The organism is Enterococcus sp. OL5 (assembly GCF_006491895.1).
In the GTDB taxonomy this organism is placed as follows: Bacteria; Bacillota; Bacilli; order Lactobacillales; family Enterococcaceae; genus Enterococcus_D; species Enterococcus_D innesii.
On sequence record NZ_VHIL01000004.1, the window covers coordinates 214,076 to 232,168 of the forward strand.

The 18,093-nt window shown below is 43.0% G+C and carries 13 protein-coding genes, 1 pseudogene and 1 riboswitch; of the genes and pseudogenes, 8 read left to right on the plus strand and 6 right to left on the minus strand.

What is annotated here, in order from left to right:
* Positions 1 to 153: 153 nt before the first annotated feature.
* The 3 genes and pseudogenes from FJU10_RS06855 to efp all read left to right on the plus strand — a co-directional run bounded on the left by FJU10_RS06855 (position 154) and on the right by efp (position 2,400).
* Complete coding sequence (locus FJU10_RS06855) at positions 154 to 723, plus strand: DUF2179 domain-containing protein (RefSeq protein WP_005236782.1); 570 nt, start codon at positions 154 to 156, stop codon at positions 721 to 723.
* Positions 724 to 827: 104 nt separating this feature from the next.
* Positions 828 to 1,765, plus strand: a pseudogene (locus FJU10_RS06860) (cation diffusion facilitator family transporter).
* A gap of 74 nt (positions 1,766 to 1,839) precedes the next feature.
* Positions 1,840 to 2,400 carry an elongation factor P gene (efp, locus tag FJU10_RS06865; protein WP_005229668.1) on the plus strand — a complete coding sequence of 187 codons (561 nt, stop codon included), beginning with the start codon at positions 1,840 to 1,842 and terminating at the stop codon, positions 2,398 to 2,400.
* 62 nt (positions 2,401 to 2,462) lie between these two features.
* Here efp and FJU10_RS06870 read toward each other — a convergent pair whose 3' ends face one another.
* Positions 2,463 to 3,674, minus strand: a complete 1,212-nt coding sequence (locus FJU10_RS06870) for a chloride channel protein (RefSeq protein WP_140965472.1) — start codon at positions 3,672 to 3,674, stop codon at positions 2,463 to 2,465.
* Between the two features lie 91 nt (positions 3,675 to 3,765).
* A riboswitch (Fluoride riboswitch) is annotated at positions 3,766 to 3,838 on the minus strand.
* Positions 3,839 to 4,069: 231 nt separating this feature from the next.
* Here FJU10_RS06870 and FJU10_RS06880 point away from each other — a divergent pair.
* On the plus strand, positions 4,070 to 4,762 hold the full coding sequence (locus FJU10_RS06880) for a hypothetical protein (protein WP_140965474.1): 693 nt from the start codon (positions 4,070 to 4,072) through the stop codon (positions 4,760 to 4,762).
* Positions 4,763 to 4,844: 82 nt separating this feature from the next.
* On the opposite strand, the gene FJU10_RS06885 is transcribed toward FJU10_RS06880, so the two are convergent.
* Both FJU10_RS06885 and FJU10_RS06890 read right to left on the minus strand, forming a co-directional pair.
* Positions 4,845 to 5,123: a GIY-YIG nuclease family protein gene (locus FJU10_RS06885; RefSeq protein ID WP_123834404.1), complete on the minus strand. Its 279-nt coding sequence runs from the start codon at positions 5,121 to 5,123 to the stop codon at positions 4,845 to 4,847.
* Positions 5,113 to 5,847, minus strand: coding sequence for a tRNA1(Val) (adenine(37)-N6)-methyltransferase (locus FJU10_RS06890; protein WP_140965475.1), 735 nt, complete (start codon positions 5,845 to 5,847; stop codon positions 5,113 to 5,115). The genes FJU10_RS06885 and FJU10_RS06890 overlap by 11 nt, the downstream gene beginning before the upstream one ends.
* Before the next feature lie 137 nt (positions 5,848 to 5,984).
* On the opposite strand from FJU10_RS06890, the gene FJU10_RS06895 reads away from it, so the two are divergent.
* Positions 5,985 to 6,620 (plus strand): lysophospholipid acyltransferase family protein, encoded by a 636-nt coding sequence (locus FJU10_RS06895; protein WP_005229679.1) that lies wholly within the window; start codon positions 5,985 to 5,987, stop codon positions 6,618 to 6,620.
* Between the two features lie 53 nt (positions 6,621 to 6,673).
* Here the strand turns inward: FJU10_RS06895 and FJU10_RS06900 are convergent, their stop codons facing one another.
* From FJU10_RS06900 to anmK, 3 genes are all read right to left on the minus strand, one after another.
* Positions 6,674 to 7,765, minus strand: a complete 1,092-nt coding sequence (locus tag FJU10_RS06900) for a DUF871 domain-containing protein (RefSeq protein ID WP_140965477.1) — start codon at positions 7,763 to 7,765, stop codon at positions 6,674 to 6,676.
* 118 nt (positions 7,766 to 7,883) lie between these two features.
* Positions 7,884 to 9,179: a PTS sugar transporter subunit IIC gene (locus tag FJU10_RS06905; RefSeq protein WP_005229683.1), complete on the minus strand. Its 1,296-nt coding sequence runs from the start codon at positions 9,177 to 9,179 to the stop codon at positions 7,884 to 7,886.
* A gap of 21 nt (positions 9,180 to 9,200) precedes the next feature.
* Entirely contained in the window at positions 9,201 to 10,361 is a 1,161-nt protein-coding gene (gene anmK / locus FJU10_RS06910; protein WP_140965479.1) for an anhydro-N-acetylmuramic acid kinase AnmK, read from the minus strand.
* A 255-nt stretch (positions 10,362 to 10,616) separates the two neighbouring features.
* Between anmK and FJU10_RS06915 the strand changes: the two genes are divergently transcribed.
* From FJU10_RS06915 to FJU10_RS06925, 3 genes are read left to right on the plus strand one after another with little or no spacing between them, the layout of a single operon-like run.
* Positions 10,617 to 11,738 carry an exonuclease SbcCD subunit D gene (locus tag FJU10_RS06915; RefSeq protein WP_140965480.1) on the plus strand — a complete coding sequence of 374 codons (1,122 nt, stop codon included), beginning with the start codon at positions 10,617 to 10,619 and terminating at the stop codon, positions 11,736 to 11,738.
* Positions 11,739 to 11,740: 2 nt separating this feature from the next.
* Entirely contained in the window at positions 11,741 to 14,869 is a 3,129-nt protein-coding gene (locus tag FJU10_RS06920; protein WP_140965482.1) for an AAA family ATPase, read from the plus strand.
* Positions 14,870 to 14,885: 16 nt separating this feature from the next.
* The gene (locus tag FJU10_RS06925; RefSeq protein ID WP_140965484.1) at positions 14,886 to 18,050 is read left to right on the plus strand and encodes a DEAD/DEAH box helicase; all 3,165 of its coding nucleotides are present in this window, start codon (positions 14,886 to 14,888) and stop codon (positions 18,048 to 18,050) included.
* Positions 18,051 to 18,093: the final 43 nt, after the last annotated feature.

The window sequence follows — 18,093 nt, forward strand, 5'->3', positions numbered from 1 at the left end:
TACTCATTTTCTGAGCGTCTTTGAAAAAAACGGTGCTATTATTCATGGAGGTGTTTGATTGATTTTATTATAGTGTTTTAGTAGTTAACTCCTGCTCAAATATTTTAATTTTCGCTGACCTTTTGATATGCTAAGAACAAGGGGGAATCAAAGATGGAAGTTGATCTACAAATGCTGGCGATGATTTTCTTTATCAATCTCGCCTATGTTACATTGAATACATTGCGATTTTTATTGACAATGAAAGGGTATCGTGTGATTGCCCCATTAGTGAGTATGATTGAGATCACGATCTATATTTTAGGATTATCTATGGTATTGGATCGTTTGGATAACCCACTGAATCTCTTGTTCTATGCGCTAGGCTATGCCGCTGGAGTCAGTATCGGGATCAAAATCGAAGATAAGCTGGCTCTCGGGTACACAATGGTTACCGTGATCTTGCCTAGTAATACGGATGAGGAAAAAAGTTTGCCTAAGATCTTACGACAAGAAGGCTACGGAGTTACACAAAGTTATGGAGAAGGCTTAGAAGGACCGCGACTGATTTTAGAGATTCTCTCCCAAAGAAAAAGTGAGAAAAAGCTCTATCAGACGATCAAAGCAGTGGAAGAACGAGCGTTCATCATCAGTTATGAACCCAAGTATATTTCAGGCGGTTTTTGGACCAAAAAAATCAGCCGCCGAGAAGCGAAGCTAAAAAAACAAGCACCTGTTGATTGAAGGAGTTTAGTCAGGCATGATTCATTCGAGAAGAATAGCTGAGTATAAAGCAGGGAGTTTATTGATGAGAGGAAGCGTTAGGTGTGGAAAAGAAAGCAAATGGCATGATGGCGGTCATCGCTGCCTTGATCTCAAACATTTTGGTGGCAATCAGTAAGTTTGTCGGTTATGCACTAAGTGGCAGTGCGGCCATGCTGAATGAAAGCATTCATAGTGTCGTAGATTGTAGCAATCAAATCTTTTTGTTGATCGGGGATAAACGGGCAACAAAGGGACAAAGTGAACTGCATCAGTTTGGTGAAGGTCGAGCGAAATATTTTTCAGCACGATCGTTGCCATGATGCTCTTCTTTGGTGGGGGCGCACTCGGTGTGATGGAAGCGGTAGAAAAGCTGCTGCATCCTGCCCATGAAGTTGGTAACGCTTGGTTGGTGATCGCTATTTTGATTTTCGGGATGATCGTTGAAGGAAGTTCGTTGTGGATCGCGATCAAGGAGATCCGCGAACTGAATGTGGAACGTCAACCAATCTATCGTTTTTTGAAAGAAAGTCGGCATAGTGAGATTCTGATTATTTTCACAGAAGACTTTTGTGCAATGATCGGCCTAATGATCGCACTATTTGGTACGATTCTAACCATAATTACGGGTAACGCATTTTTTGATGCCTTCAGTGGTTTATTGATTGGTCTCTTATTGATGGTAGCAGCCATTTTCTTAGCCCGCGAATTTTATAGTCTACTGATTGGCGAAAGTGTCACAAAACGGGATCTAGCAGTGATCAAAAGAGCATTTGAACGGCCAGATGTTGATCGTTTGATTGATGTTAAAACGGTTCATTTAGGACCAGCAGAAATTTTGATTGCGGCAAAAGTTGATATTGCCGCAAAACAAGAAGAGGTCGGCTATGAGATCATTAATGAGATTGAAGCCGAGATTCGACACCAAATGGCAGATAAAAAAGTCTATATTTATATTGAGACAGATGAGTATGACCCTCACTATATGGAGAAACGCCGTAAACTTGTGCGACCTTCCCACTGATTTAGCTAGAATAAAGCAGCTTTTTTTGATACAATAGACAAGGATTATCACATAGTGAAGGAGATTTCAAAATTATGATCAATGCAAGTGACTTAAGAGCTGGAATGACATTCGTTCAAGACGGCAAACTTATCAAAGTATTAGATGCTAGCCATCACAAACCAGGTAAGGGAAATACGGTTATGCGTATGAAATTACGAGATGTTCGGACTGGTTCGACTTACGATACAACCTTCCGTCCCGAAGAAAAATTTGAAAAAGCGCATATCGATACGAAAGCTGTACAATATTTGTACACAATGGATGATACAGCATTCTTCATGGATCTGGAAACGTATGAACAATACGAAATTCCAGTTGAAGTGGTCGAAGAAGAAATGAAATTCATTCTTGAAAATATGGAAGTAAAAATCCAATTCTTCGGCAGCGAAGTAATCGGCGTGCAATTACCATCAAGTGTGATCTTGAAAGTCGTTGAAACACAGCCATCAATCAAAGGGGCGACTGTGACTGGTTCAGGCAAGCCAGCAACGATGGAAACGGGCTTAGTTGTCAATGTTCCTGACTTTGTTGAAGAAGGCGAAATGCTAGAAATCAATACAGCTGAAGGTACCTACTTGAAACGTGCGAAATAAGAAAAAAACCGCGATTTGTTCGCGGTTTTTTCTTTTGCTCTGGATGAGGGATCAAAAGTGCATCATTTCCCATCTGCCAATGACTTTTGTAAGGGATAGATACTATAGGGGTTGCTGACAAAGTAGGCGACGGAGCAGACGATCACAAACAACGGCAGATTTTCAAAACCAAAAACTTCCCCACCGATAAAGATCGGTGCAAATAAAGTGCTAGTAGCACTGCCAAAGACACTGGCATAGCCTAGGGCTGCCACCAGTTCAATGGGCAGTCCAAAGAGTGGTGCCAGCACGACGCCCAAAGAGGCGCCGATCGCAAACAAAGGGGTGACTTCCCCACCCAAAAAACCAATACTGATGGTCAGTACGGTTAATACCAACTTAAACAGCCAGTCATAAGAATAAATGGGTTGATCAGCAAAACTGGCGCTGATCAAATTCGTTCCTAAACCTGAATAACGACCATGGTACAAAAGGACAAAAAGTAAGACTACCACGAGTGAACCGATGCCGATACGCCAGAGAGGATGAGGAAACCGTCGTTTCATGATCCGTTTCATCGTTTCTAATAATCCCGCAAAACTGCCGCCAACAATACCAAATAGTAAGCCAATCAAAAGTAATTTCAGAAAAACAGCCAAAGTCAAATCGGGGGACGGTGACAAAGCAAAACTAAACTTTTCTAATCCTAACAATTGAGAAGTCGTACTAGCGGTGAAAGCAGCCAGCAAAGTCGGTAAGAGTGCATGATGACTGAATTTACCGATGACAAGTACCTCCAGTGCGAAGAACGTCGCAGCGATCGGGGTTTCAAATAAACCAGCAAATCCCGCAGCCATCCCAATCATGATCAGGGTGCTGGCATACTTTTCTAGTCGCAGCCATTTTCCTAAACGATTGGCAATGGTGGCTCCTAATTGAACTGCCACCCCTTCTCTGCCGGCACTTCCTCCAAATAAATGCGTTAGCCAGGTTCCCACCATCACAAATGGGATCAAGCGCAACGGAATGTCTTTTTCTTCTTCATGTCCGACTAAAAACACTAAATTCATTCCTTGAGGACTTCGGTCACCATACTTTTGGAACAGGAAAGTAAAGCAAATACCGATAATTGGTAAAAAGAGAATCAAGGGCAAAAAATGACTTTCACGAAAGGCACTTAAGGAAAGTAGGATTATACCAAAGAAAGTATCGACGGCTCCAGCAAGCACCCCAATCACTAGACTGAGCAATCCTAATGCAACCAGTTCAAAATACATTGTTTTTTGTTTCTTCATTTCAATCACGATCCTTTAAAAAATATAGGAATAATGCTCTTGCAACTATGACGAACGAGTGAAAATAAAAAATGACTACTACACACTAAAAAAAGTGGTAGAAGTCATTAGCAAAATTGCGGTTTCAGTAAGAACTGAGGGAGACATTCATTCCCGATTAGCATTAATATTATCTGATAAAACCCTCCTTTTGTCAATGGATGCTGGTCGTGAAAAGCAATCCAACGAATACTTATCTTTTATACATACTTATGGTAAAATTAATTTCATAAGAATTTACATGTGAATTGTGCGTCGTAAGAGTCACTGACAAGAAAAGGGATGAAAGGACGATCCTTCTACTGTTTGACCAAGGGAAAAACAGTGGGTAGGGAGGAATCGAAGGGGAAGAAAAAATGATTGCATTTATGACGAGCGAAAAATGGCTGCAAAGTGAGCGTTTTTACTATGTGATCCTACCAATTCTCATGGTGGTTGGTCTGATTGCGTTATTAGGGTTCCTGATGGTTCTGCTTTATCGAGAAAACCGCAACCCGAAAGTGACGCTATTGCTTGGCGGCATAGTCGTTACGTGTCTATTAGGTTTTTTTATTGGTGATCAAATGTATGGTGAATTCAAAACGTATAATGCGCTGATCACACCGAATATCCGAGACCGCGAAAAAATGTTTCTAGGCTATAAATATTATGAATCTGATACTACAGCAATTTATCAGCGCATCCAAAGCAATGAAGCGATTGAAACTTTAGGAATCTATCAAGCAATACCGGTGGAACGGGAGATTGAATATCTTGGTTCTGCTCATAACTCCGTATATTTTAAAATGGGCGCCCAGGTTTACTATGCTCGCTATCAACCGACATTTGTGGAAGAGGAAACAACTGCTAAACTGCAGGGGGTTCAATACCATTTGACGGATCCTTCCTTTGAAACAATTGGATTCTATTCCGAAACCAACAACTATTTAACGGCAATTACGATTTCAAAGACCCAAGAAACCCTCGAATATCAATCCGTTGATTCTGTGATCCCGAAAGAATTCGGGAAAAGTCAAACCCAATGGGCATTACCGAATAGGAATGAATAACCATAAAAGAAAACTACCTAAGTCACGCAAGGAAGTTTCCTCAAGCAGGAATCTTCCTTGCGCAGGTAGTTTTTTTGCTTGGTCAGATAACATTGCTTTTCCTATGACTGATTAGGTAGTCCTCTTTCTTTTTGCGAGGCAATTTTTTGAAGGCGGCTTCTGCTTGAGTGGCTTCACTGCGAGTGGAAAAGCTTTCTGCATGAATCATTTGCAAAGGTCTGCGACTAGCAGGACGGGTATATTTTGCCCCGATCCCTTTGTTGTGCTCTAATAAGCGGCGACTCAAATCTGTGGTATAACCACCGTAGAAGGACTGATCGTTGCAACGCAAGACATAAAAATAATGATTCTCAGCAGCCATAGAGCATCGCCTTCACTTCTGAACTATAGGCACCTGTTTCATCATAGGTAATGAGAGGGGAATCAATTTTAAAGCCATCCGCCTTACCATCCTTGATTCCTTCAATCAATAAAATATTTGCCTCTTTGCCTACTTTCGGATAGACGAAGCGGACGCGTTTTGGGGCGATTCGATGGGCACGCATATGGTCCAAAATATCAAGAAAGCGATCCGGTCGATGAACCATCGCAAACCGTCCGTTCATTTTTAATGCTTTGCTTGCGGTTTGGATCACTTCATCTAAAGTTGTGGTGATCTCGTGCCGTGCGATCGCTAAATAGGGATTCGGGTTTTTGATCGCCGTCGGTACATTTTTAAAATAAGGCGGATTGCAGACCAAAAGATCGACGGAATCAGGTTTGATTTTTTGAAAGAGGTCCTTCAAGTCCATAGGATAGACCGTCAGCTGGTCTTGCAAGTTGTTTAATTCGATACTGCGCTGCGCCATATCCGCTAAGCGTTCCTGTAATTCGACCTGATAAATATGAGCGGTCGTTTTTTTGCTGATAAATAAACCGACTGCACCATTCCCTGCACAAAGGTCAACGATCACACCTCTTTTTGGCACTCTAGCGTAATTTGCTAATAAGACAGCATCTAATGAAAAAGAAAAAACTTCGGAACTTTGAATGATCTTGATGTCATCGGCATACAATTGGTCGATGCGTTCGTTCGGTTGCAACATGAAGCATACTCCTGTTCTAAATTCATTTCAATGTATTATACTACGATTAAGAATAATGGGAAACGCTAAAAAATGCTTGTCATTTAAACCGTTTTTTTGCATACTTGAATAGGAGAGAAATAGAAAGGAAAATGAGTATGTTTTTTCGCTTTATGCGCGGTGTGGTTCGCGTAGTATTATTTTTGATCAACGGCAATGCTCGTTATCAAAACAAAGAGGTTTTACCTAAAAATGAAAACTATATTTTAGTGGCTCCTCACCGAACCTGGTGGGATCCATTGTACCTAGCAGTGGCTGCTCGGCCAAAGAAATTTAGTTTTATGGCGAAAGAAGAGCTGTTCAAAAACCCGATTTTACGGTTCATTTTGATCCATGCCAATGCTTTTCCAGTCAAACGGGACAAACCGGGACCGAGTGCGGTAAAGACGCCAGTCAAAATCTTGAAGGAAACCGATCTTAGCTTGATCATGTTTCCAAGTGGTACCAGACATGCAACGGCTTTAAAAGGTGGCATGGCGTTGATCGCAAAAATGGCCAAAGTCAAGATCGTTCCCTCTGTTTATCAAGGACCGCTGACGTTAAAGGATTTATTTAAACGCAAGCGAGTGACCGTCCGCTTTGGGGAGCCCATTGACATCAGTGACATCAAAAAGATGGACAAAGAGGGCTTGGCGGAAGTGGAACGGCGCATCCAAGGTGCATTTGACACACTGGATCAAGCGATCGATCCGTCATTTGTTTATCAAATCGATGAGTCCAAAAGAGAAGATTAATACGCAAGAAAAGCCGCTGATCCTTTTGTGATCAGCGGCTTTTTTCTAACGATTTAATCCAACAATTCGAAAGCAAATTTGGTCCATGGTTTCAAATATTCCAACAAAGGCAACTCCTCTTTGGGAATAGCGCCGACTTTGTTTTTTCGGGCGTCTTGGTGAGGGGTCAAAACGATCTGCAATTCGTTTTTGTACTGACCAAAGGTATCATTGCCGATAACGATGTCCCCATAAGCAAACGGTTCTTGGTTTGTATGAGGGAGGTTTTCGATGGGACGGTATTTCACCCGTGATTGTGTGGAACGAGCGACTAACGCATTACTGTCACCGCGACGAAAATGATTGGTTTCAGCTAAAATCCTCCGTTCGATTTCGCTGGCTTCTGCTTCTACGGAAACGCCAAAGGTCAGTTTGTAGCGATCGATCGCCGCCAGAGCTTTCAGTTCTGCATCCGACGCATAGGCATTGCCAATAATCACCGTATCGATCAACCCAGAAGCAAAAAGCAGCTTTCCTTGCAGCGCCAATGGTAAATCGCGACAAGATTCTAAGGTTGGCAGACCATCATTGACTTCCCAAGGACCAATTTTGGCTGATTGACTAGTGATGAAGGCGGCTGTTTTCAACCCATATTTTTTGAAACGTTGGCTGCAGCTGCGGAAAAAAGCCTCCGTTAAGCCTGTGCCTCGTTGGGGGTAAAAATTGTGGCAGCCATATAAAAAAGGTTCATTGGCTTGGTAAGAAAGGATATTTTCTAAATAGTTCACATCATTACTCATATTCAATTCAATCGCCAAGCCAAATGGATTAAAGGTCAGCTGGGCTTCTTTATTGCCATCAAACCCTTGATCCAAGCGGATACCGTCCGCACCTAATTCTGCAAAGAAGCTAAGATCGTCATAAGAGATCGCCAGATCACTAAAAACAGCTGGCGAAATATCTAATATCGTTTCAAAGCCAAGGTTCTTGGCAAAACCGATAATCGAAGAGAATTTTTTTCTGACGGTCTCTTTGCCTTCACTGACTTCTAGCATACTCATAAATAAGCGAGAGTAACCAAGGGCAGCAGCTTTTTTTAAATAGTCTTGATCCAGTAACGGATCGCTATGGTCGGGGTAAATCGAAAGGCCAATTTCTCGTTTCAATGGTTTTCCTTCTTTCTAAAAAAACCGCACGAAGCACCTCTTGGCATTGGAAAAAGCTGCTGAGGACCGCTTCTTCTGTTTGTCTTGGTGGGTACTTCGTACGACCGTTATTTACACATTATTGTGCGACTGGTTGATTTTCTTTTTCCAATTCGTTTTTGTCATAGATTTTTACGAATGGGTAATAGATCAGGATCGATAAAAGAATCAAAAGAACATTTAGCACGATCGCACGCCAATCGCCGCCAGTCGCTAAGAAAGCGCCAATGGGTCCAGGCAATGTCCAAGGGGCATTGACCGTAACTGCATTGACTAAACCAGCTGAGGTAGCGACCCACGCAATGACGCCATTGATCAGTGGTGCAATGATGAAAGGTGGGATCAAGATTGGGTTCAAAACGATCGGTGTACCAAAAATCAGTGGTTCGTTGATGTTGAAAATAGCTGGGATTAAGGCTGTTTTTCCTAGTTTTGAACCGAATTCCGATTTGGTGCGAAACGCTAACAAGATAGCCAAACCAATCGTTGAACCCGCCCCACCGATCCAGATGAACCATTGATAAAATGGTTCGGCTGCGATATTGGGAATCATATCTCCTGAAGCAAGCGCTGTGGTATTTCCTTCTAACAACTGTAACCATAATGGACGAGCCAGTGACCCAACGATAGAAGCACCATGGATCCCGAATGACCAGAAGAAGGTCGTCAAGAAGGTGATCAAAAGCACACTTGGCAAGGTATCTGCGGCACTGACTAAAGGATCGACGACTTTTGCAACGATCGTGTGCCAGTCAAAACCGATATAGTAAGTGATCGCGCCCATTCCTAAAATAATGACTAAAGTAGGGGTCAAGGCTTCGAAAGAGCGAGCGACTGCTGGTGGGACTTGTTCTGGCATCGTGATTTTAAATTTCGATTTGTCCGTTAATCGATAGATCTCAACAGCAAGGATCGAGGTGATGATCGCCACGAACATTCCAGCACTCCCTAAATTGGCCATTGGTAAGACAAAGCCGACCGTTCCAGCAGCATCCAAAGCTTCTGCTGGGATATTGACCGGGGTGAAGGTCAGTAAAAAGGCAGTCGTAGCTAGGATCCCACCAGAAAGTCCATCAAGCTTATAAGAGCGAGAAAGACTGTATCCAATCCCAAATGCCGCATACAAGCTCATAATGTACATCGTCATTCGATAAGGCAATAAGATCGTTGTGGCATTGCTAGACAAGAATTGATAGATGCCCCAACTTTGAGGCAGCGGTGGAAAGGCTAAAATCATAAAGAACGAACTGACGATAATCAATGGCAATGTTGAAACGATCCCGTCACGAACCGCTCGCAAATGACGCTGGCTGCCAAGTTTTTCCATCGGTCCTGCCAGATGGCGTTCGATGAATTGAGTGAATTTATCTAACATGGTTTATCCTCCTAAGGTGTTTCACATTTTTACTTCCCATGGATTCGGAATGATTTTTCCTAAAATCACGCCTTGGGCTGCCCCGGTTGCTGCAGGGGCATTATTGACACGGCTGTGAAGGGTTTCATTTCCTAAGATGGCAAAAGCCACCGCTTCTTTGGCATCGTTCGAACCGCCAATGTCATCTTGTGTTACAACGGCTACTGACTCGGGTAAATAGCCTTGGATCAGCTCAATCAGCAGATGATTATGAGCACCGCCGCCCGAGAGAATCACTTCCATATCGTTTGTTCCCAACTGAGGAAAAATGAACCGTTGGTAACTGTCAGCGATGGAAAAAGCGGTGAAATCGGTTAAAGTCCTCACCAAGTCTTCAGGTGCTGCTTCGGGATACTTGGTCAATAACTGCTGCACGAATTGTTTTCCAAAAAGCTCACGCCCGGTGCTTTTCGGCGGTTGCTGGGACAAATAAAAATGAGTTCTTAATTCCTTTTGCAAGGTGGGTATAATTGCTCCCGCTCGGGCTGTTTCACCAAACGCATCATAAGGCTGACCGAATAGCTGAACCATTAATTCATCGATGACCATATTCCCTGGACCTGTATCAAAGGCATACAGCTCCTTTAAGCCGCCACTTTTTGGTAGTACAGTAACATTGCCGATGCCGCCAATATTTTGCAGCAAACGATTTTTGGTGTCTGATTGATAGAGCAGATAGTCTGTATAAGGAACAAGAGGGGCGCCTTGACCACCAGCAGCCATATCCATCACTCGAAAATCGGCAACGACTTTCGTTTGTAAGCCATAAGCGATAATCGAAGGTTCGCCAATTTGCAAGGTGCTGTTTTTCGCTGGATCAGCATCGGGGGAGTGCCAGATCGTTTGTCCGTGGCTGGCAACAAAATCAATGCTTTTTTCTTCAATACCGGCTTTTTGGCAGAGGATTTGACACGCTTTCAAAAATTGATACCCTAATTCAGTATTTAATTGGCAGATGAGGGGAACATTTGATTCCACCGGATCACAAGCGGTTTTTATTTGTTCCTTCAATTCTTCACCAATGGGCAGAGTAACCATTTCCATCAGCTGAACGTCAGTTTCGGTACCGCAGCCGTTGATTTTTACTAAAGCAGCGTCGATCCCATCCAAACTGGTTCCTGACATGAGTCCTATTGCTAGCATATCGTTTCTCCTTTCTTTATAAAATAGTGATGAAAGCGATTGTTGAATTCGATTTCACACTCATTGTAAATGAAGTGTAATTATATTTCAAGATATAAATTTATAATTGAAAAAACATTTCAACATAATGATGTCAGGTGTTCGCTATTTTTATCAAAAATGGGTGGTAAATGAAATTTCGCTGGAAGAGAGATGTCTAACTATCAGGGAAAGTGGTATAATGATTGGAAGGATATTTTTTAAGAAGGTGAAGAAATGCGCTTTATACATACAGCTGATTGGCACATCGGAAAAAAACTACATGGCTATGATCTGCTGGAAGACCAACGAGCAATCATTGATCAAATCATAGCGCTAGCAAGAACAGAAAAGGTCGATGCCATCGTCATTGCGGGGGACCTTTATGATCGTTCTGTTCCTGCTGTTGATGCAGTCAAATTACTAAATGAAAAAATCGCTGAAATCAATTTAACGAATGAACTGCCATTATTGGCTATCTCAGGAAACCATGATAGCCCAACGCGGCTAGAAACCGGCAGTCAGTGGTTTCAACAAACACGTTTTTATCTGTCCACTAGCATCGAACAAAGTTTACAACCGGTTGAGTTTGACGATACACAATTCTTTTTACTGCCTTATTTCGAACCGATCGAGGCCCGGATATTTTTTGACGAACCGTTAATGAAAATTTCAGATAGTGTCCAAAGAGTGATTGAGGAGATGACCAAGCACTTTGATTCGTCAAAAAAACAAGTGTTAGTGACCCATTTTTTTGTGGCGGGCGCTAGCCAAACGGATTCTGAAACGAAAATTCAAGTTGGCGGATTGGACAGTGTGCCGACCACCGCTTTTGCACCTTTTGATCGGGTGGTTTTAGGCCATTTACATGCCAATACGGCTCTGAAACATCCGAAAATCGGCTACAGCGGCTCACCGCTGAAATTTTCTCTTTCTGAACGGACGAACCAAAAAGGGATCTATCTTGTTGATACCGTAAAAGATACCAATGAATTTATTCCGCTGACACCAAAAAGGGATATCCAGCAGCTGACGGCGTCCTTTGAGGAGTTGATCGATCCGGTTTTTTACCGTGATCTGGATCGTGAGGCGTTTTGGCATTTTCTGCTGACGGATCGTGCTGTGATCCCAAATATGATGAATCAGTTGCGAAAAATTTATCCGTTTGTTTTATCTGTCGAACGGTTGAATGGACGGGAACAGACAAAAAAAAGACAAATAACGACACGAGAAACCGATCCACAGACTTTGATCAGTCATTTCTTTCAAGAGATGACAGGAGATTCATTGCTCGATTCACAAACCAAATGGATCGAACAAGGGTTAAATGAAGCATTTGTCGTGGAAAAGAGGGAATAGTCATGCAACCAAAGTCTTTACAAATGAAAAATTTTGGGCCATTCATCGATGAAAAATTGGATTTCAGTCAGCTGCAAGCTGGCGGGTTGTTTTTGATCAGCGGTAAAACTGGTGCAGGAAAAACGACGATTTTCGATGGAATGACATTTGCCTTATTTGGTGAAACATCGGGGAATCTGCGTTCAGGCAAAGAAATGCGTTCGATGTTTGCTTCACCAACCGAAGAGACCAGCGTCACGTTTACTTTTGAACATCAGCGTTTTACCTACCAGATCCAACGGAAACCGGAACAAACGTTAGCAAAAAAACGTGGTGACGGGGTCACCAACCAAACGGCAAAAGTTCAATTGACGATTTTTGACGCAGATGGCAAAGAGAAAAAGCAGATCAGTAAACGGACAGAGGTTGATACGTTTATCAAGGATCTGCTGCAACTGGATGCCAAACAGTTTTTTCAAATCATGATGTTGCCGCAAGGAGAATTTCGTAATTTTCTGATTGCTAGCAGTAATGAGAAAGAACGCGTTTTGCGAAATCTATTTGGTACGGAAATGTACCAGCAATTTAATGAATGGCTAAAAGAACAAGTCAAAGCGCAAAGCAGAAAGCTTGAACATCAGCAACTAGTCGCTTCGCAGATCATGGAGCGTTTTGAATGGGAAGAAGAGCAGGAAATTTTAACGGTTACGGAATGTCTGACTTTGTGGGGGCAAGATTTAGAAAAACAACAGATCCAACTTCAGCAGTTATTGCAGAGAAAAGACCAGACAATGCAAGAAATGAAAGCTGCGCAAGAGGCTTTTTACCGTGCAAAAGAAATCGAAAATGCGCGGATCGAAAGGCAAGGTCTACAAGAAAAAGCCCGAGAGCTGCATGCTAAAAAAACCGAGATCGCTCAGAAAAAAGCCCAGTTGAACCAGTTGGTGTGGGTGCTTGAACATCAAGAAATCATGCAGCAAAAAGAAGAACGCGTGAAAGAAGCACAGCAAGCTGCTCAGCAAATCAACGAAACAAAGCAGCAACTGCAAGAAATTCAGCAGCAACAAATAAGCTGGCAAGACCAACGATCGTTGATTGACGGCATCAAGAAAAAACAGGAAGCTGCTAGTCAAAAAGTTCAACGAATCCAGCAGCAGATCCCGCTAGCACAGCGCACACAAGCCCAGCAAGAAGAAGTGGAGCAGCTTGAAAAAGCCGCACAACAACAGACCATCGAGTTAACGAAAATAAATCAAGCGCAAGCACGTGCCAAAACGCAAGCACAGCATCTTGCAGAAGAAATCGACACCTTGCGAGGGTTTCAAGCAGAAGCGGTGAAATTGGTAGAAACGCAGGCTCAGGTAGAAAAATGGCAGCAGGCAAAAATGCTGATTCATGAAGCCGAGCAAAAAGCAGGGGAACAGCAACAAATTCATTCGGAGTTAGTCCTTGAACAACAGCAATTGACAGCATCCTTGCTGGAGCTGCAAAAAACGCTAAAACAAGAGACCAGTCAAAATGCTCGAATGCAAATTGCTCGGCTTCGCCTTTTACTGGAAGAAAATGAACCCTGTCCGGTTTGCGGATCCTTGGATCATCCGAATACACAGGAGCACACGACCTATCGCATCGAAGACATCATTGCCAGTGAGCAAAGACTTGAGCAAACACAAGAAAAATTGACGAAGATCCAACAGCAAGTATCGGCAAATCAAACGCTGCAGGAGCAAGCCACATTGCGAATCAGCGAATGGCAAGCCACCAGTGCTGCTGCGCAGAAGCAAGTGGAATTAGCTTGGACTGCAGTTCAACAGGCATTTGCTGCCTTGCAGCCGATAGAAAACCAAGAGGCGATTACCGAGGAAACGACGGTAGCGGAACTAAAGAAACGGCAATCGTTTAATCAACAAAAAGCCGCTTCTTATGAAGAAGCGCAGAAGAAACATCAGGCAGTAAATGAGCAGCTAGCAACATTCAATGAGTCCTATCAGCAAGTCAGTGAGCAAGTGAAAAAAGCTCAAGAAGCGCGCCAGCTTGCGGAGGGGAAATTGGCTTCTTTGCAGGAACAACTTGCAGGCGCAACGTATGAACAATTACAAGCTGATTTAGGAGAAACCAATGGTTTACTAATGGAATATACGCAACAAATCGAGGCGGATGCCCGACAAGAAGCGCAGATAAACGAGCAACAAGCGATCCTTTCAGAGAAGCTGAAAAATCTGCAGCAATTTTTTGAAGAAAAGCAAGCGGCTAAGACAAAAGCAGAGCAACGACTGACGCAGCGACTCCAAGAAGCTGGTATGACTGAAGAAACGATGCGGGACTTGATTGCCCAAGCCCCTCAAAGAACCATTCTCTCAGAAGAAATCAAAACCTATGAGCAAGAAACGGCGTTTGTTCAGCAACGGCTAGCATTGTTAGATGCGCAGTTAAAAGAGCAAGCTACGATAGATTTAAACCAATTGGAAACGGCCTACCTTCAGTTGCAGACTGTGATGGAGGAATTACAGCAAGAAACAGTCCGCAAACAGGAGAAAGTCAATGGCAATCAACGGTTGTTTGAAGAGTTGCAAGTCATTTATCAGCAAAATGTCGAAGAACTTGCCCAATTAGGCCAACTTCAGCAATTAGCAGAAACTATCAACGGTGAAAACGTCAAAAAAACCAGTTTGGAACGGTATGTACTACAGCAATTTTTGACGGATATCTTAGATGTCGCCAACGAACGCTTGGCCCGTTTGACCCGCGGCCGTTATCAATTTGAATTAGCAGATAAAGTCGGGAGCTATCGGAGCTCAACAGGATTAGAGATCGATATCTATGACGATAATGCCGGTCAAGTCAGAAGAGCTCATACGCTGTCAGGTGGCGAAAGCTTTATTGCAGCCTTAGCGTTGGCGATCTCTTTGGCAGATGTGATCCAGCAACGAGCTGGCGGGATTGAGATCGAAGCACTCTTCATCGATGAAGGCTTTGGCTCGCTTGATGAAGAATCATTGGAAATGGCGATGGAAGCATTAGAAATGATCGAAAATGAAGGACGCATGATTGGGATCATCAGTCATGTTCGAGAACTGCGGGCAAGGATCCTGCAGCAAGTTTTCGTAGAAACTAACGGCAGCGGGCAAAGCCGGATCCGAATAAAAGAATAAGGAGAGGAGGGCTCTTATGAAGTGGAGTATTCCAGAAAAAGTAATTGAGCGAGGTAGAACCTACGTTAATGAAGGTCGTGTCTTGTCTGTCACACCGGATAAAGAGAAAAATGTGTGGCACGCAGAAGTACTAGGAACAGAATTGTATTTAGTTACTTTGGATGCTACTGCCAAAGAAGTGGATTATTGCCAATGTCCTTATTGGGAAGAGCACCATTATTGCAAACATACGGTGGCCGTCGAACTCTATTTACGCAAACAAGGAAAAACACGAAAAATCAATGAACAAACCCCCATCAAAAAAGCCTTTTCTGCTTCAGAGATGTTTTCCAATGGTTTTGCCCGCTTAAACAGTGAAAAAGAAGCGAGTAAACCATTACAGATTGAATTTCGGGTAGATACGATTGCGACAAATCCATATCATCAAGAGATGGATATTTTAGGCGTCTCTTTGAAAGTTGGCCATCGCGGCACGGCCAGGACTTATGTCGTCAAAGACATTTACAAATTTTTACAAATGTATCAAGAAAACAAGCACTATGCGACCAATAAGCAACAGACCTTTTTCCTTTCTCCAGATGCCTTTGATGAGAAAAATCAAGCTTTATTAAATCGATTGGCAGGAATCTCGCAAACCCAGCAATTAATGGGGCAAGCAGGCATTCAAATCAATGGCAAACTTGACAAAAAATACTTGCTGCTGCCCGTTGAATTCGGCAAGGAACTGCTATTGCAATTCAATGATGTCTACACGCAAATTACCATTGGTGAAACCAAGGTCAGCCAAGTAGACTTCCAATCGGGAGAACCATTGACGTTTTCAGTTACAAAAGAAGCGGATCATTTTCCGCTGCAGTTCGTAAAAGACTTCGACCACTTACTAAGTTATTATAACTGGGGGCTGTTGGATGGAACCTTTTATGAATTGACTGTCGAGCAAAAGGAGATCTATGTCACGATGCAGCAGCTGTTTAAACGTTTTGAACAGCCAATCATTGATTATCCAAAAGAAGAGCTGGCGAATCTCTTTATGAAAGTTTTGCCTTATTTGCGAAAAATTGGGCGTGTCCAAGTGGCTCCTGAGGTTCAAAATGACATCGAAGAATCTGAATTGAAAGCAGTTTTCTCCTTGCGGAAAATCAAAGGTCAAGTAGATCTACAAGTTGATTTTACTTATGGAGAAGTCGTTTTTTCAAGTGATGAAAAACATCAATACATGCCAGAAAATCATCCAGAGATTTTACGTGATTTCCAACAAGAAGCACGGATCGAAGCCATTATTGAAACCTTTGGCTATCAAGCTAGCAGTAAGAACTGGCAAAAAAACCTCCCGATAGGTGAACAACTCTATGCCTTTTTCACAAGAGAGATCCCGGTGTTGAGACAACTAGGTGAAGTTCGCATCGGCAAGAAGCTGCGGGAACTCTATCTTGATGCCCAACATCATCGTCCAGAAATCGTCATCGAAGAAAATGGTTCTTGGTTAGATATCAAGTTTGATGTTAGCGGCATTCAAGAATCAGAGATCAACGATGTTTTGCGGAGTCTGTTGCAATCTGCGCAATTTTATACCACAGAAAATGGGCAAGTCCTTTCATTGGAATCCGAAGAGTTTCAAGAAGCAAGTGCTGCCCTGAAAAAATTGCGTCTTTCACTCGAAGCGAAGGATGGGGCGATCCAAGTTCCTATGAATCAAGGGCTGCTCCTGCAAGAGCAGTTTGCTGATCAAGCCAGCTTTAGCGCGGGCTTTCAGCAAATGACGGAAGACTTAATTCACCCAGAAAACTTTGAGGCGCAGCTGCCAGAAAACTTGCAAGCTGAGTTGCGGCAGTACCAAGAAGTTGGCTTTCGTTGGCTAAAAATGTTGAGTCATTATCAATTTGGCGGCATTCTTGCTGATGAAATGGGGTTAGGGAAGACCGTTCAGACGATTAGCTACTTACTTTCAGAAAAACAAGAGAAACAAAAATTGAATGCATTGATCGTGGCACCTGCCAGTCTAACGTTCAACTGGCAACAAGAGATCAAACGTTTTGCGCCGACGATTTCAGCGACTGTCATCAGCGGAACGAAAGAAGAGCGCGAAGGGCAGATGGCGCAGCCAGCGGACGTCCGCATCACTTCTTATGCAAGTTTGCGGCAAGATATTGATGCCTATCAAGCACTAGATCTGACTTGTTTGATTTTAGATGAAGCGCAAATGGTCAAAAACAGTGCGACCAAAACGGCACAGGCCTTGCGATCCTTGGAAGTTCCACAGCGGTTCGCCCTCAGTGGCACACCAATCGAGAACAATCTAGAAGAATTGTGGTCCTTGTTCCAAATGATTATGCCAGGCTTTTTCCCGAACAAACAGAAATTTAAAGAACTGTCCACACAAGAAATTGCGAAAATGATCAAACCTTTTATTTTGCGAAGAGACAAAAAATCCGTGCTGCATGATTTGCCGCAAAAATTGGAGACAAATTATTACAGTGTCCTTACAGAAGAACAAAAGAAAATCTATTTGGCGTACTTGCGGCAAGTGCGGGAAGAAATCGCGCAAATGGATTCTACGTCTTTCCGTAAAAATCGAATCAGTATCTTAGCTGGTTTGACTCGACTGCGGCAAATCTGTTGCGACCCACGATTATTCGTGGAGGATTATGAAGGTTCTTCTGGGAAACTTGAACAGGTAAAAGATTTACTCTTAGCAGCCAAAGAAAATGGTCGTCGGGTACTGCTATTTTCTCAATTCACTAGCATGCTTTCGATCATTGAAGAAGAGCTAGCACAAGAAGGATTTGAATCCTTTTATTTGCGCGGCAGTACCCCGCCACAAGATCGTTTGACGATGGTCGATGCCTTCAATAGTGGTGAAAAAGATGTCTTCTTGATCTCATTAAAAGCAGGAGGAACAGGACTGAATCTGACCGGTGCAGACACCGTAATCTTATACGATTTGTGGTGGAACCCGGCGGTGGAGGAACAAGCCGCTGGACGAGCCCATCGGATCGGTCAAAAAAATGTTGTCGAAGTCTGGCGAATGATTGCTGAAGGAACCATTGAAGAACGAATGGATGCACTGCAACAAGAAAAACGAGAACTTTTTCAAAAAGTGATCCAAGGCAACGAAACACAGCTGCAACAAATGACCGAAGAAGATATTCGTCTGATTTTGAGTATCGGTGAAGAAAATTAAGCATTAAAAAAACATGGACCCGCTTGAAGCGAAGGTCCATGTT

Bases quoted from the DNA above. Each gene is read 5' to 3' on its own strand.
- FJU10_RS06855 (WP_005236782.1), top strand. From the start codon at position 154: ATGGAAGTTGATCTACAAATGCTGGCGATGATTTTCTTTATCAATCTC.
- efp (WP_005229668.1), top strand. From the start codon at position 1,840: ATGATCAATGCAAGTGACTTAAGAGCTGGAATGACATTCGTTCAAGAC.
- FJU10_RS06870 (WP_140965472.1), bottom strand. From the start codon at position 3,674: ATGAAGAAACAAAAAACAATGTATTTTGAACTGGTTGCATTAGGATTG.
- FJU10_RS06880 (WP_140965474.1), top strand. From the start codon at position 4,070: ATGATTGCATTTATGACGAGCGAAAAATGGCTGCAAAGTGAGCGTTTT.
- FJU10_RS06885 (WP_123834404.1), bottom strand. From the start codon at position 5,123: ATGGCTGCTGAGAATCATTATTTTTATGTCTTGCGTTGCAACGATCAG.
- FJU10_RS06890 (WP_140965475.1), bottom strand. From the start codon at position 5,847: ATGTTGCAACCGAACGAACGCATCGACCAATTGTATGCCGATGACATC.
- FJU10_RS06895 (WP_005229679.1), top strand. From the start codon at position 5,985: ATGTTTTTTCGCTTTATGCGCGGTGTGGTTCGCGTAGTATTATTTTTG.
- FJU10_RS06905 (WP_005229683.1), bottom strand. From the start codon at position 9,179: ATGTTAGATAAATTCACTCAATTCATCGAACGCCATCTGGCAGGACCG.
- anmK (WP_140965479.1), bottom strand. From the start codon at position 10,361: ATGCTAGCAATAGGACTCATGTCAGGAACCAGTTTGGATGGGATCGAC.
- FJU10_RS06915 (WP_140965480.1), top strand. From the start codon at position 10,617: ATGCGCTTTATACATACAGCTGATTGGCACATCGGAAAAAAACTACAT.
- FJU10_RS06920 (WP_140965482.1), top strand. From the start codon at position 11,741: ATGCAACCAAAGTCTTTACAAATGAAAAATTTTGGGCCATTCATCGAT.
- FJU10_RS06925 (WP_140965484.1), top strand. From the start codon at position 14,886: ATGAAGTGGAGTATTCCAGAAAAAGTAATTGAGCGAGGTAGAACCTAC.